Below are 14,695 nucleotides of genomic sequence, written 5' to 3'. Positions count from 1 at the left end.
GTGCCGTTCCCTGCGCTGGCCGTCGTCGAGGCGCAAGCCGTGCGCGTCGTGCCCGAGCAGACCGACGTCGTGAGCGTCTACAACAGCGGAGCCCTCACGTTCTCGACCGAGTCGCGAGCGATCGCCGCGGCCGTGCAGGCCGACGCCGACTATGCCGTGAGCCACGCCGCGTCGATGGGCATGACACTGGTGAGTCGCCGGGGCACCACTGTGCAGGCGGCGCCTGCCGGCTATGCCTACCCGATGGGAACGACGGTGCTCGACCCCACGGCCGTCGAGGCGCTGATGAGCGAGACCGTTGCCGAGGTCCTCACCGCCACCGACATCGTCATGAGTTCGCTCACGGCCTCGTTGCGCGGGGCGGTCGCCGGCGACGAGGTCACGCTCGTGTCGGCCTCGGGCGCACCCGTGGTGTTCACCATCGCCGCCGTCGTGTCCGACGCGATCACCGGCGGGACCGAACTGCTCCTGTCACCGGAGGCCGCCGACCGGGTCGGCCTCGACCGCAAGAGCAGCGTGATCATGTGGAACTTCCCCGACCGGGCCACCATCGATCGTTCGCTCGCCGACAACGCCCTGGTGTCGAACAGCATCCGCATCCGCCGGGGTTGGGACCCTGCAGACCCCGACTCGACGCTGGGCATGGCCGCGGCGAAGTCGTTGCTCGGCGAGTTCGCCTACCGTGTGAACGCCGACGGGTCGGTGTCGATCGACAGCGCGTGGACGAGCGAGAACCTGCCGTCCGGCCGTCGCTTGCTCGACTCGAACGTGCAGATCATCGCTCGATGTCACAATCTGATCGAACCGGCGCTGCGTGCCGCCCTCGCCGAAGTGGCCGCCAACGGCCTGAGCTACACGATCAACGTGTACGACGCCAACCGGGCGGGTGGGTGCTACAACCCGCGCTTCAACCGACTCGCGGTGAACAGTTCGATCGGCTTCCTGTCACGCCACACGTGGGCGATGGCCATCGACACCAACACCATCGGATCGTGCCAGGGATGCGCGCCGCCCGACCTCGACTGTCGAACCGTGCGGATCTTCCGCAAGCACGGATTCGCCTGGGGTGGCAACTTCCTGACCCCCGACGGCATGCACTTCGAGTTCGTCGGTGAGCGGCGCGATCAGCTGCCGTACCCGTCGCGGTTCTGCGAGAACATCGTGGCCGACAACGCCTTCACCGATCCCGATGCGCCGCTTCCCGTCGAGGCCACGGAACGAGCGACGCTCTTCGCCGACGCCGGTCTCGTCGCCGAGCACCACGAGTGACGGCATTCTCCCGCCGTTCCGCGGGAGACCCGTAGCATGGTCGGCGTGCCAGAACGCTTTGTGATCATCGGTGGAGGCCCGGCAGGCAATGTCGCGGCGACGTACGCAGCCCGACTCGGTGCCGAGGTGACCGTGATCGAGCGTGACGTGATCGGTGGTGCTGCGCACCTGTGGGACTGCATCCCGTCGAAGTCGATGATCGCCACCGGCGGAGCGATGAGCTTCATGCGGCGCTCGCAGGGAATGGGCCTGGAGCAGGAAGATCCCGTGATCGACACCGGCGGGCTCACCGGCCGGATCGACCAGATCAAGGCCAACATGCGTGACAACACGACGCAGTTGTTGGAGAGCCAGAACGTCCGTCTCATCCGTGGGACCGGAGCGTTCACCAGCGCCAACTCGGTCGAGGTCACCACCGCAGAGGGCACCGAGACGATCGAGTTCGACTCGGCGCTCGTGTCGACCGGATCGCAACCGCGCATCCCCGACTGGTGCCATCCCGACGGCGAACGCATCCTGACCACCCGCGACTGCTACCCGCCGACGGTCTTCCCCGACAGCGTCACCGTGGTCGGGTCGGGTGTGACCGGTGTGGAGTTCGTCCACATGTTCTCGTCGTTCGGCGCCAAGGTCACCCTGGTCGTCAGCCGACAGCAGGTGCTTCCGGGCAAGGACCCAGAGGTCGCGGCGGTGCTCGAGCAGGAGTTCATGGACCGCGGTGTCAAGCTCCTGATGGGGGCTCGTGCCGAGGCGATCGAGCGCATCGATGCCGACGGCAACCCCGACCCCGACGGCAGCCAGGTCATCGTCCGCTGCGACGACGGTCGTTCGGTCACGTCGTCGCATGCGGTGCTGGCCATCGGTTCGGTTCCCAACACCGCCGACATCGGTCTCGACCGAGCAGGTGTCGAGGTGAACCGCTGGGGCTACGTCGACATCAACCATCACTGCGTCACCAACGTCCCGCACATCTACGCGGCTGGTGACATCTCGGGCAAGTTGCCGCTGTCGTCGGTCGCCTCGATCCAGGGGCGCAAGGTGGCCGAACACGTCATGGGCCTGCACACGCGCAGCCACCGTCACCTCGACTACGACAAGGCGGCATCGGCGATCTTCACCGAACCCGAGATCGCCGACGTCGGCCTCGCCGAGGCGGAGGCGTTTGCGTCGGGTCGGAAGATCCGGGTCACGAAGGTGCCGTTCTCGGCCACGGCCAAAGCGATGATCAACAACGACACCCGCGGGTTCGTCAAGATCATCTCCGATCCGGCGACCGGCGTGATCCTCGGGGGGTCGATCGTGGGGCGGCATGCAGCCGAGTTGATCTCGGTCATCGCCGTCGCTGTCACCGCTGGGCTCACCGTGACCGACATCGTCGAGTCGATCCTCGTTCACCCGGCGCTCAGCGAAGCCCTCGCCGAAGCCGCCGAATAGCCACCGACTAGCCACCGTCGGGTCACCGGTCCACCGGTCCATCGGGTTCACCGGTCCACCGGGTCCACCGACCTGCCGGTGAGACCAGCCCAACACTGGCCCACTTGCCTCGTCCTGGCATCGACCTCGCATCGAGCTGGAGCGGACGGCCCTGGTCTCGCGAGGACCTGGCGAAAACCTGGTGAGGCGGTTGACCGCCGACCACCGACCACCATCGCTTCGGCACGTCATTCGTCGCCGCGATCGCAGGCGGCAGTTGCGTCGAGCGGCTGTGGCGTCGAGCGCCGTGATGTCGAGCGGCCATGATGCCGAGCGGCTGTGGCATCGAGCGGCAGTGGTGCCGAGCAGCTGTGGCGTCGAGCGGCCATGATGTCGAGCGCCGTGATGTCGAGCGCCGCGGCAAAAGTGGTGCGGAGCGCTGCAGACGGTCGCACGGCAAGTGTCTGGGGCTCGCGTTCACGGACGTGACAACCCAGGTTGTCAACCCGACAACCCAGGTTGTCAACGACCGGCAATCGCATCCGCAGCTCACCAAGCTGCCGACCACCGCCCGCGCCGAGCCGAGCCCGCTCCGCCCCGGCCACTCCGCCCTGAGCGGTGCCGGCTGGACCGGAGTCGAATCGACCCTCTGAGCCGACCCGCGCCGAGCCGTGCGGCCCGGAGCCGCCAGGGCCGTCCGGCTTCACTCTCACCCGGGCTGTCCGGCGTCGCGCTGGCTGAGCCGACGCATGTCGTCCCGGTCCGGGCCCCTCCGTGGGAGCTGAGTCGTGCCGACCAGAGCTGAGCTGAGTCGACCGGAGCTAGGCCGAAACCGGTCGGACGTGAACCCGCCCGATCGGACCCGGTCTGTGCTGAGCCGACCCGGTTTGAGCTGGTCCGGCCCGGCCTGTGCTGAGGCGAGCCGAGATGACCGAGATGACCGTGATGACCGTGATGACCGGGCCGATCCCGGCGCCCTTTCGGCAGTGATGACAGCTCGCGTGGCCGTGGGGTGCGTGGGGCGCGCACTCGGTGGAGCGACAACCTGGGTTGTCAGGGGCGCAACCCAGGTTGTCACGCTGGCGAGGGGCCGTCCCCAGCGCACTTCGACGTATGCCGGCACCGCGGCCGCTGTTCCATGGTCGGAACCAAACACCCGGACGTCCGACACCTGCACGTCGGACACCTGGACATCCGACACCGCAATTCGACACCATGCATCCGACAGCATGCAACTGGACGCCTGAACGCCTGCACAACTGAGCGCCCGGGCGGCTCGGGCTCATCGACTCCCGAACCGTTCGGGTCCGAGACGGTGTGGCAGGCATCGCGCTCGAGAGCGCAGTGCGAGCCGCGTTGCTCGCGTCATCGTGACGGTCGGCGCGGGTGTGGCCCGTGAGTCGACGCCTGGACACACACCTGGACGCCTGGGAGGCTCGGGCTCGTCGACTGCCGGACGTTCGGGTCCGAGACGGTGTGGCAGGCATCGCACTCGAGAGCGCGGTGTGAACCCCGTTGCTCGCGTCATCGTGACGGTCGGCGCGGGTGTGGCCCGTGAGTCGACGTTGGTGAACGACCGGTTGCGGCGGGGAGCGTTGATCGCCGACCGGTCCGGGACACGTGGCACTCGGGGAGACGAGCGATTCGGGGAGACGAATGATTCGGCCGGTCAAAGGACCTGGGCAGACCTGAGGCCGTGCACGCGACCCGGTCGTGGGGGAGTGGGGGGGGCGAGGGGGACCGGAACTCTGAAGCAGGGTGCTGGCATGGTGGGCGTATGAGCGTGGAACGTGAGGTGCGGTGGCTGATCGACGGCGTGCTGGGCGACGACATCGCGATGTCGTTGGCGTGCCTGCGGATACTGCAGGACGACTATCTGCCGTGGCTCGAACGCTCGGCGGTGCTGCGCGCACGCCGCAGCGGCCGAGACTGGGCTCGGATCGGCCGACTGTTGGGCCGGAGCCGCCAAGCGGTGCGCAAGCGGTTCGGCGGCGTGGCGCCCGTGGGCGCACTCTTGCCGCCGAGCTTGCCGGCGACCGAGCAGTCCGAGGTCGAGGCGGAACGTCGAGCGGTCGTCGCGCAGTTCCGACGCGAGCGAGATGCCGACGATGCGGCAACGACGGGTTCGCTCACCGCATGGTGAGCAGTCGCCGGCTCACGACGCCCGGCCGGCGTTCGTCGCCTTGAGGTTCATCGGCCGCCGTGGGACCGGGGAACTCGTGACCAGGTTCGTGATGGTCTCGCCGTCCTCCCACACATCGGCGAGCAGATCCTCGATGTCGCGCGTCGTTCGCAGGCGAGCTCGGATCACGTGCGAGTCGGAGCCGGTCACACGGTTCGCTTCGATCACGTTCGGCAGCGCGGCGATCTTCTCGTCGACAGCGCGACCGGCGATCGGTGCCTTCACGCGCACGATGCTGAGGATCGGGAAACCGAGCGCCTCGTAGTCGACGACCGCTCGATACCCCTTGATGACCCCGGCGTCTTCGAGCTTGCGGACTCGTTCCGCGACCGCCGGCGCCGTCAGGCCGATGCGGTCACCGAGTTCCTTGAACGACATCCGCCCGTCGGTCTGCAAGAGGTCGAGGAGATCGCGATTGATGTCATCCAACACGTACATCTGTGGAATCGTAACCAGATCGTCGCTCGTGCTTTGGTTTCGATGGTGAATCGATCACAACATCCCCGAAGAACGTTGCGACGTAAGTGCTTGGCCTGTCGACCGTTCGTAGCGTTGGGTGCATGATCGCGATGAACACCCTCAGCCGCCTGCTTCCCGCTCGGAAGCGCCGCACCAGCACCTTCGACGCGCCAGCCGACACCGCAGGTCAGCGGCGCACCGGCGACCCGCGCCTCGACCTCGGCATCATCGAACGCCGCTGGCAGGTCTGACCCAGCCAGCGAAGCGACGGATCAGGCCGGTTCGATGACGGCGAGGATGTCGCCACCGCCGACCGTGTCGCCAGCGGCGACCTTGATCTCCTTCACCGTGCCGGCGATGTCGGCGTTGATCTGGTTCTCCATCTTCATCGCTTCGAGCACGACGAGGCCGGCACCGGCCTCGACCGTTGCGCCCTCTTCGACGAGCAGCTTGACGATGGTGCCCTGCATGGGCGCTTCGATCTTGCCCGAACCAGCGCTGCCGCCGCCGCCCGAGGCAGCACGCTTCTCACGCTTCTTCGCCGGTGCCGCACCTGCGGCAACCACCGGCTGATCGGGAACCCACATCGACACGTCGAACCGCTTGCCGTTGACCTCGACCGTGGTGTTGCGACGCACCAGCTCGGGAGCATCGTCGTCGTCCGAACTCGGTGCCGGCGGCGGGCCGACCGAGATGCCACTCAGGTCGAGCTTCTCCTCGACCCACTTCGTCGAGAACGTCATCGCCGCGAAGTCGGGGTGCTTCAAGATCTCGAGATCGGCCGGAATCGTGGTCGCCACACCTTCGACGACGAGCTCTTCGAGGGCACGGATCGTGCGGGCGATCGCCACCTCCCGAGTGCGTCCCCACACGACCAGCTTGCCGACCAGGTTGTCGTAGAACTGGCTGATCTCGTCGCCCGACAGGTAACCGGTGTCCCAACGAACGCCGAAGCCGTCCGGCGGGACGACCTTCGAGATCGGGCCGGGGGCGGGCAGGAACTTGCCGTCGGTCGGATCTTCGGCGTTGATGCGCACCTCGATCGAGTGGCCCCGACGACATGCGTCGACCTCGGCCTGCGTCATCGGGAGCTCTTCGCCGGCCGCGACACGGATCTGCCACTCGACGAGGTCGATGTCGGTGATCATCTCGCTCACCGGGTGCTCGACCTGCAGGCGGGTGTTCATCTCGAGGAAGAAGAACTCGCCGTCCTGGTAGATGAACTCGACGGTGCCGGCGCCGTAGTAGCCGACGGCCTTGGCGGCCTTGACCGCAGCTTCACCCATGGCGGCTTCGACGCCCTCGGGGAGCATCGGGGCCGGCGCCTCTTCGATGAGCTTCTGGTGGCGACGCTGCGCCGAGCAGTCACGGCTGGAGATCCAGACGCAGTTGCCCTGCTTGTCGCCGACCAACTGGATCTCGACGTGGCGCGGCCACGTCAGGTAGCGCTCGACGTACACCTCGTCGCGACCGAAGAAGCTCTTGGCCTCACGCTGTGCCGACGCCCACGCATCGTCGACCTCGTCGGGACCGTGCACGACCTTCATGCCGCGACCGCCGCCGCCGAAGGCCGCCTTGATGACTGCCGGCCAACCGTGCTCGTTGCCGAACGCACGGATCTCGTCGGGCCCCTGAGCGAACTCGGTGGTGCCCGGAACGATCGGAGCGCCACCGCGGATCGCGGCCTGGCGACTCGAGACCTTGTCGGACATCTCGTCCATCGCTTCGGGCGGCGGGCCGATGAACTCGACGCCCATCTCGGCAACGGCTCGGGCGAAGTCGGCGTTCTCACTGAAGAAGCCGTAGCCGGGGTGCACGCCGTCGGCGCCGCTGGTGCGGATCGCATCGAGCAGCTTGTCGCTGTCGATGTAGCTCTCGGCTGCAGTCTGTCCGCCGAGGGCGAACGCCTCGTCGGCGAGTCGCACGTGAAGCGCGTCGCGATCGAGTTCGGAGTAGACCGCCACCGTCGAGATGCCCATCTCTCGGGCAGCGCGGATGACACGGACAGCGATTTCGCCTCGGTTGGCGATCAGGATCTTCTTCAGCACGGATGCAAATGTAGGTGGCGTGGACTCAGATCACGGCATTCCAGGGGAACCTTCGACCGAAAAAGCCCCGAACGAAGCACCCGGGCAACCGCCTCACGCCGATGCCTGGTCGACCACCGGCTGGCCGGCTGGGTGGTCGGTTCGACACGTCGCCGAAACGGGGAGCACCAACACCGATCTGCTCGCAGCGGCCGACCGCGGTGAAGCGGGCGACCGCACCGTGCTCGCTGCCGACCACCAGACCGCCGGGCGCGGACGACTCGACCGACGGTGGGAGGCCCCGCCTGGTGTCAACCTGCTGACCTCGCTGCTCTTCGCCGCGGTCCCGGACACGACCTACCCGTTCATGACGGTCGTGTCGCTCGCTGCGGTCGACGCGATCGAGACGCTCGCCGGCACGACGATGCCCGAGCGACTCGGTCTGAAGTGGCCGAACGACCTGCTGCTCGACGACCGGAAGCTCGCCGGGATGCTGGCCCAGCGGAGCTCGGTGAACGGTTCGACGGTGGTCGGTATCGGCATCAACGTGTCGTGGTCGCCGGAGACCGGCGGGTGCATCGCCCGCGACCTCGGACTCGACATCCGACCTGCCGACCTGCTGCGCTCGATGCTCGGGCACGTCGACGAGATGCTCCGGCATCCCGACGGACGGCAACACGTCGCCGCTCGCTACCGCCAGCGACTGTTGACGCTCGGCGAGACCGTGCGGATGGAGTTGCCCGGTGACCGGACGGTGAGCGGTACCGCGGTCGACGTCGACGACGACGGACGCCTGCTGCTTGACGTCGACGGCAGCATCGAGACGTTCGACGTCGGCGACGTGATCCACGCCCGCCGAACCTGACCACCTGGTTATTTCCATCCGGGATGGAAATAACCAGGTCGGCGAGGCACACGACACACGGTGGGGTGCCGCGGGTCGAGCGCTCACCCGGTCTAGCGTCACGGGATGCAGCCGATGCCGGACCAACCCGGACCATCACGCCCTCGGCGGCGGAGTTCGGCTCCGCTCGGCCTGTTCTTCGCGGTCGCCGTCGCCGTCGCCGGAGCGACGGGGATCATCAGCGCGGCCGATCGACAGGTCGGTGACGTGACGCGTCTGTCGGAGTTCGACGACCCAGAACGACGTGCTGAACTCGGCGACGTGCTCGTCGCGGTCGACGGGCCGGCGGTCAACTACCTCATCATCGGTTCCGACACGCGTGACGGATCCGACCCCACCTCGACCGACTTCGGGAGCATCGGCGACCAGAGTGCCGTCCAGGGCCGACGTAGCGACACGATCATGCTGCTGCGACAAGAACGCGACGGCAACGGTGCCGCGATCCTCTCGCTGCCACGAGATCTCTGGGTCACCATCGCCGACACCGGCAACCCGCAGCGCATCAACTCCGCCTACAACCGCGGTGCCGACGTGCTTGCAGCAACGGTGTCGCGCGAGTTCGGCATCCCGATCAACCACGTCGTCGACGTCGACTTCTTCGGCTTCAAGGCGCTCGTCGACGAGATCGGCGGCACCACGATCTGCTTCGAGTACCAGACGCGTGACACCAACACCGGACTCGACCAGCCGCCCGGCTGCAACCTGCTCGACGGAACGCAGGCGCTCGCCTACGCCCGCAGCCGCAAGTACCAGGAGTGGCGAGATGGCGACTGGCAGACCGACGGCACCGGCGACCTCGGCCGCATCAAGCGACAGCAGAACTTCATCTCGACCACGGTCAATCAGACGATCGAGCGGCTGCAATCCGACCCGTTCCTCGCCTCCGACCTCATCCAGGCGACCACCGACTCGCTGCGCCTCGACCCGAACCTCGACCCGCTCGGTGCCGCCGGCACGCTCCGCAAGGCGTTCAGCTCGGGCCTCACCACGTTCCAACTCCCGGTCGAGGGGACCACGATCAACGGCAACTCGGTGCTGCTGCTGATCGACAACGCCGAGTCGCAGGCGACGCTCGACTACTTCCGCGGCGTGGGCCCGCTACCAACGCCCACCACCACCGTTCCCGGCTGAGCCTGGCGCAACTCGACGCCTTCGGTCGACCGGGTGGCCGCGTGGTCAGAAGAGATCGGGTTGGTCGGTGAGGAGGGGTGCGTCGAGGTCTTTGTCGGACATGACGGGGCCGTCGGGTCCGAAGTCGGGCCAGTCGACGGCGATGGTGGGGTCGTCCCAGCGGAGTGATCGTTCGCAGTCGGGGGCGTAGGCGCCGGTGACCTTGTACGCGACTTGGACGTCGGGTTCGAGGGTGCAGAAGCCGTGTGCGAAGCCGACGGGGACGAGGAGTTGGTTGCCGGCGTCTGCGGTGAGGGTGACGGCGACATGTTGGCCGAAGGTGGGGGAGGTGCGGCGGATGTCGACGGCGACGTCGAGGATCGAGCCGCGGACGACTCGGACGATCTTGGCCTGGGCGTGGGGGTCGGTCTGGTAGTGGAGGCCGCGCAGCGTGCCCGCTGGGGCGGAGAACGATTCGTTGTCTTGCGTGAACTCGAGGTCGATGCCGTGTTCGAGGAGCGCGGCCTGTTTGAAGGTCTCGGCGAACCAGCCGCGGTTGTCGCCGTGGCGGCGGGGGCGGATCTCGATGACGTCGGCGATGGTGGTGGGAACGAAGTCCATGATCGGTTGGTGCTACTTCTTCAGTCCGACGCGGTCGGTGGCGTTGCGTTCACGCAGGGGTTTCCACCAGGTCTCGTTGTCGAGGTACCACTGGACGGTGCTGCGCAGCCCGGTGTCGAAGGTGTGGGCGGGTTCCCAGCCGAGTTCGCGTTGGATCTTGGTCTGGTCGATCGCGTAGCGCTGGTCGTGGCCGGGGCGGTCGGCGACGAAGGTGATCAGCGATCGGCGGGGTTCGCCCGACGCGAGTGGTGGGGCGAGTTCGTCGACGAGGTCGCAGAGCGATTCGACGACCGCGAGGTTGGTGCGTTCGGATTTGCCACCGATGTTGTAGGTCTCGCCGGGCACACCGTGTTCCATCACGGTGACGAGCGCGGTGGCGTGGTCGTCGACGTGGAGCCAGTCACGGATCTGTTGGCCGTCGCCGTAGACGGGGAGCGGTTCGCCGTGGAGCGCGCGGATCGTGACGAGCGGGATCAGCTTCTCGGGGAAGTGGAACGGCCCGTAGTTGTTGGAGCAGTTCGTGAGCACGACGGGCAACCCGTAGGTCTCGCCCCACGCCCGAACGAGGTGGTCGGATCCGGCTTTGGATGCCGAGTACGGCGACCGCGGATCGTACGGGGTGGTTTCGGTGAAGCCGGGATCGTTCGGGCCGAGGCTGCCGAACACCTCGTCGGTCGAGATGTGATGAAACTTCGAGACGCCGGCGGCTCGCGCGACTTCGAGCATCGTGAACGTGCCGATCAGATTCGTGTGGATGAACGCAGCCGGTCCGTCGATCGAGCGGTCGACGTGCGACTCAGCAGCGAGGTGCATGACCGCGTCGGGCTGATGCGTCGAGAAGATCTCGGTGAGCCGATCGGGATCGCAGATGTCGGCCTGCTCGAAGGTGTAGCGACGATCGTCGGCCACCACCTGTGTGCTGCCCTCGGTCGCGGCGTACGTCATCTTGTCGACGTTGACGACCTCGTGATCGGTCGAGCCGATCAGATGGCGGACCACCGCCGAGCCGATGAACCCTTTGCCGCCGGTGACGAGCACCTTCATCAGTGCGCTCCCAGGGTGCCGTCGAGGCGTTCGAGCAGATAACGGCCGTACGTGTTCTTCTCCATCGCGGTGCCCGCGGCACGCATCGTGTCGTCGTCGATCCAACCGTTCTCCCACGCGATCTCTTCGAGACACGCGATCTGACGGTTCTGGCGATGCTGGATGACCCGCACGAACTCCGACGCTTCGACCATCGAGTCGAACGTGCCGGTGTCGAGCCACGCATAGCCACGATCGAGTTGCTCCACCGTCAACTCGCCACGCGACAGGTAGTAGTCGATCACCGACGTGATCTCGAGTTCGCCACGCGCGGACGGCGTCACCGCGCTCGCCGCCTCGACCACCCGCTCGTCGAAGTAGTACAGACCCGTCACCGCCCAGTTCGAACGCGGACTGGTCGGCTTCTCCTCGATCGACACCGGACGCTCGTCGGCATCGAGCTCGACGATGCCGTACCGCTCCGGATCCTTCACGTGATACCCGAACACCGTCGCACCCGACGGACGAGCCGCCGCCGACCGAACCAACTGCGCGAACCCCGCGCCGTAGAACATGTTGTCACCCAACACCAACGACGCACCATCGCCGTCCAAGAACTCCGCCCCGATCAAGAACGCCTGCGCCAACCCATCCGGGCTCGGCTGCACCGCGTACTCCAGATCGAGACCCCACTGGCTCCCGTCGCCCAACAGCCGCTCGAAGGCCGCCCGATCCTCCGGCGTGGTGATGATCAACACCTCACGAATCCCCGCCAACATGTGGATCGACAACGGGTAGTAGATCATCGGCTTGTCGTACACCGGAAGCAACTGCTTCGAAGTGCCCAACGTGACCGGATGAAGCCGAGAACCGGTACCACCGGCGAGAATGATCCCCTTCACAGGTCGGCAGGCTAGTGCCACGACCCCCACTCCAGGGGTTGGCGGGTCGGGAGGTGCCGAGCGCCGACGGTACGACCGCCGACGCCGCCCCGGCGCCTAGCCTGCCAGCGTGAGAGTCACGGTGACAGGAGCAGCAGGTCAACTCGGATCCGACGCCGTCGCGGCGTTCACCGCATCCGGTGCCGACGTGACGGGCCTCGCCCGTGCCGAACTCGACCTCGCCGACGCCGACTCGGTCGAGCACGGGATCGCGGCGACGCGCCCCGACGTGGTGGTCAACTGCGCGGCCTACACCGCCGTCGACGCATGCGAAACCGATGTCGAGGCCGCACACGAGGTGAACGAGTACGGCGTCCGCCGACTCGCGCAGGCGTGTGCCGATGTCGGCGCCCATCTGATCCACATCAGCACCGACTACGTGTTCGACGGCCGCCTCGACCGGCCGTACCGCGACGACGACGCCACGAACCCACAGTCGGTCTACGGCCGCTCGAAGCTCGCCGGTGAACTCGCGGCTCGCGACGTGTTGGGCGATGCCGCAACCGTCGTGCGCGCGTCGTGGGTGTGCGGAGAACACGGCAACAACATGGTCAAGCTCGTCCGCCGGCTCGGGGCCGCCGGCAACCCGATGGCGTTCGTCGACGATCAGCGCGGCTGCCCGACGTTCACCGCCGACCTCGCCGAGGCCCTTGTCGCCGTCGCCGGTCAACGCCCGGGCGGCGTGCTCCACCTCACCAACGGTGGCGCGGTCAGCTGGTACGAGTTCGTCGCCGAGATCCTCGAAGCCTCCGGCTACGACCCCGGCCTCGTCAGCCCGATCGCGACCGACGAGCTCGACCCACCGCGCCCGGCACCGCGACCGGCGAACAGCGTGCTCGACAACGCTCGGTGGGTGGCGCTCGGCAACAGCCCGCTGCGACATCATCGCGAGCCGTTGCTCGAACTCGTCGAGCGCCTCTGACGACCCGAGCGGCGCCCCTGCTCAGGCGTTCGCGGCGACGGGCTACCGTCTCCGCATGGGTCCGTGGAAACGTGTCGGTGAGCAATCGGGTGACGGCGTCTGGGTGGGTACCGACGCAAGCGACCGGTTCCCGATCTACACGCGCGGCAACGCCGGTGAGGTGTATCCCCTCGTGTACCGGCCGCTCAGTTTCTCGATCGCGCAGGAGGCGAGCGAGCGAGCGATGCGTCGGGCCATCCTCACGAGTGGCCTGATCCGCCCCGACGAACTCGACGGCATTCCTCTGAGCACGGCGGTCGGGAGCGGCGTGTTCGGCGGCTACGCGTACCTCAACCTCAGCATCCAACGGCGCGCGGCGGCCCGCGTTCCCGGAGGCGATGCGCTGGATGCCGACCAGGGCTTTCTCGGTGCGGGCGACCCGCCCCCGCACGTCCCGCTGCCGGGCGAGAAGAACCTCCGCGCGTCGCTGGCCGGACTCCGATACATCCTGAAGCTCACCGGGCGGACCGAGATCCCCGAACTCGACGCCGACGAGGCCGAAATCGCCGAGTACCTCGCGTCGGTGCCCGACCGTGAGACGGCATCCGATCTCGAACTGCGAGGCTCCTCGACCGCCGAGTTGATCGAGCGCTTCAGCGGCTGGTTCGAGACCCATCTCGTCGTGTCGTTCGGGGCCGGTGCGCTGATGGCACTGCTCACCCAGATGTGCGAGAAGCAACTCGGCGACCCGACGATCGCGACCCGCCTGATGTCGGGACTCGGCGACGTCGACTCGGCGGCGCCGTCGGCAGCCATGTGGGACCTCGGCCGGATGATCCGCTCGTCGCCCACGCTCACGGCGCACTTCGATCGAGGCGTGGCAGGGATCGTGGAGCGATTGCGGGACGACGACGCCGGCGACGTGGCGGCGTTCGAGTCCCGGTTCGGTGCCTTTCTCGACGAGTTCGGTTCGCGCGGCCCGAACGAGTGGGACACGGCGTTCGACACGTGGGAGACCGACCCCGAACTCGCGCTCGTCCTCATCGACCGGATGCGGCTCACCGACGAATCGCACGCTCCGACCGTGCAACACGAGCGGCTCGCTGCCGAACGAGCGGCACTCGAAGCCGACGTGCTGTCGCAGCTGCGCTGGCCCACGCGCAAGATGTTCGCCCGCGTGCTCCGCTCGGCTCGGTTCCACATGCAGGCGCGAGAGCGGGCGAAGACGACGATCGTCAAGGCGATCCACGGTGCACGACTCGGCAGCCAGGAACTCGACCGGCGCCTCGCGGCCAAGTCGGGCGGCGAGCGCGGCGACCTCTGGTATCTCATCGAGGAAGAACTCGACGACTACGTGGCCGATCCCGGATCGTTCAGCGACACGATCGCCGAGCGGCGCCGCGTGCACGCCGAACTCGCCGAGCGCATCCCGCCGTTCTACTTCGACGGCACGATTCCGCCGATCAGCGAGTGGGAGCTTCGTTCCAACCAGCTCGAACCGGTCGTGGTCGGCGAGACCATCACCGGGCTCGGCGGGTGTGCCGGCGTCGCCCGCGGGATCGCTCGCGTGGTGCTGCACCCCGGCGACCCCCGAGGACTCGAACCCGGTGACGTCCTCGTCGCCCCGCTCACCGACCCGAGCTGGACCCCGTTGTTCGTGCCCGCCGACGCGGTGGTCGTCGACGTCGGCGCCTCGATGAGTCACGCCGTCATCGTGAGCCGAGAACTCGGCATCCCGTGCGCCATCTCGGTGCAGGACGCCACGCGCCGGATCCCGGACGGAGCACTGATCGAAGTCGACGGTGGTGCCGGCACGGTCACGATCATCGCCCTGCCCGACTAGCG

The 14,695-nt window shown here is 67.6% G+C and carries 14 protein-coding genes; 9 read left to right on the top strand and 5 right to left on the bottom strand.

The window, feature by feature from the left end:
• The 4 genes from YM304_RS14455 to YM304_RS14440 all read left to right on the top strand — a co-directional run bounded on the left by YM304_RS14455 (position 1) and on the right by YM304_RS14440 (position 4,825).
• A complete protein-coding gene (locus tag YM304_RS14455) occupies positions 1–1,269 on the top strand; it encodes a M15 family metallopeptidase (RefSeq protein ID WP_154723472.1) in 1,269 nt (422 codons plus the stop codon).
• Positions 1,270–1,305: 36 nt separating this feature from the next.
• Positions 1,306–2,703: a dihydrolipoyl dehydrogenase family protein gene (locus YM304_RS14450; protein ID WP_015442442.1), complete on the top strand. Its 1,398-nt coding sequence runs from the start codon at positions 1,306–1,308 to the stop codon at positions 2,701–2,703.
• A 302-nt stretch (positions 2,704–3,005) separates the two neighbouring features.
• A complete protein-coding gene (locus tag YM304_RS25070; RefSeq protein ID WP_015442441.1) occupies positions 3,006–3,335 on the top strand; it encodes a hypothetical protein in 330 nt (109 codons plus the stop codon).
• Between the two features lie 1,124 nt (positions 3,336–4,459).
• Positions 4,460–4,825 carry a hypothetical protein gene (locus YM304_RS14440; RefSeq protein ID WP_041298326.1) on the top strand — a complete coding sequence of 122 codons (366 nt, stop codon included), beginning with the start codon at positions 4,460–4,462 and terminating at the stop codon, positions 4,823–4,825.
• Between the two features lie 12 nt (positions 4,826–4,837).
• Here YM304_RS14440 and YM304_RS14435 read toward each other — a convergent pair whose 3' ends face one another.
• Positions 4,838–5,302 carry an Lrp/AsnC family transcriptional regulator gene (locus YM304_RS14435; RefSeq protein ID WP_015442438.1) on the bottom strand — a complete coding sequence of 155 codons (465 nt, stop codon included), beginning with the start codon at positions 5,300–5,302 and terminating at the stop codon, positions 4,838–4,840.
• 122 nt (positions 5,303–5,424) lie between these two features.
• Between YM304_RS14435 and YM304_RS24800 the strand changes: the two genes are divergently transcribed.
• On the top strand, positions 5,425–5,574 hold the full coding sequence (locus YM304_RS24800; RefSeq protein ID WP_154723469.1) for a hypothetical protein: 150 nt from the start codon (positions 5,425–5,427) through the stop codon (positions 5,572–5,574).
• Between the two features lie 21 nt (positions 5,575–5,595).
• On the opposite strand, the gene YM304_RS14430 is transcribed toward YM304_RS24800, so the two are convergent.
• Positions 5,596–7,371, bottom strand: a complete 1,776-nt coding sequence (locus YM304_RS14430) for an acetyl/propionyl/methylcrotonyl-CoA carboxylase subunit alpha (RefSeq protein WP_015442437.1) — start codon at positions 7,369–7,371, stop codon at positions 5,596–5,598.
• Between the two features lie 19 nt (positions 7,372–7,390).
• On the opposite strand from YM304_RS14430, the gene YM304_RS14425 reads away from it, so the two are divergent.
• On the top strand, positions 7,391–8,215 hold the full coding sequence (locus YM304_RS14425) for a biotin--[acetyl-CoA-carboxylase] ligase (protein ID WP_015442436.1): 825 nt from the start codon (positions 7,391–7,393) through the stop codon (positions 8,213–8,215).
• Between the two features lie 105 nt (positions 8,216–8,320).
• Entirely contained in the window at positions 8,321–9,385 is a 1,065-nt protein-coding gene (locus tag YM304_RS14420) for an LCP family protein (RefSeq protein WP_015442435.1), read from the top strand.
• Between the two features lie 45 nt (positions 9,386–9,430).
• Here YM304_RS14420 and rfbC read toward each other — a convergent pair whose 3' ends face one another.
• From rfbC to rfbA, 3 genes are read right to left on the bottom strand one after another with little or no spacing between them, the layout of a single operon-like run.
• On the bottom strand, positions 9,431–9,985 hold the full coding sequence (rfbC, locus tag YM304_RS14415; protein ID WP_015442434.1) for a dTDP-4-dehydrorhamnose 3,5-epimerase: 555 nt from the start codon (positions 9,983–9,985) through the stop codon (positions 9,431–9,433).
• 12 nt (positions 9,986–9,997) lie between these two features.
• The gene (rfbB, locus tag YM304_RS14410; RefSeq protein WP_015442433.1) at positions 9,998–11,029 is read right to left on the bottom strand and encodes a dTDP-glucose 4,6-dehydratase; all 1,032 of its coding nucleotides are present in this window, start codon (positions 11,027–11,029) and stop codon (positions 9,998–10,000) included.
• On the bottom strand, positions 11,029–11,910 hold the full coding sequence (gene rfbA, locus YM304_RS14405) for a glucose-1-phosphate thymidylyltransferase RfbA (protein WP_015442432.1): 882 nt from the start codon (positions 11,908–11,910) through the stop codon (positions 11,029–11,031). The genes rfbB and rfbA overlap by 1 nt, the downstream gene beginning before the upstream one ends.
• Before the next feature lie 109 nt (positions 11,911–12,019).
• On the opposite strand from rfbA, the gene rfbD reads away from it, so the two are divergent.
• Positions 12,020–12,871: a dTDP-4-dehydrorhamnose reductase gene (gene rfbD, locus YM304_RS14400; RefSeq protein WP_015442431.1), complete on the top strand. Its 852-nt coding sequence runs from the start codon at positions 12,020–12,022 to the stop codon at positions 12,869–12,871.
• A 55-nt stretch (positions 12,872–12,926) separates the two neighbouring features.
• Positions 12,927–14,693: a PEP-utilizing enzyme gene (locus tag YM304_RS14395; RefSeq protein ID WP_015442430.1), complete on the top strand. Its 1,767-nt coding sequence runs from the start codon at positions 12,927–12,929 to the stop codon at positions 14,691–14,693.
• Positions 14,694–14,695 lie beyond the last annotated feature (2 nt).

This window comes from Ilumatobacter coccineus YM16-304, assembly GCF_000348785.1.
Lineage (GTDB): Bacteria > Actinomycetota > Acidimicrobiia > Acidimicrobiales > Ilumatobacteraceae > Ilumatobacter_A > Ilumatobacter_A coccineus.
The sequence above is the reverse complement of the archived record's forward strand: the minus strand, read 5'-3'. Positions and strand labels throughout refer to the sequence as shown.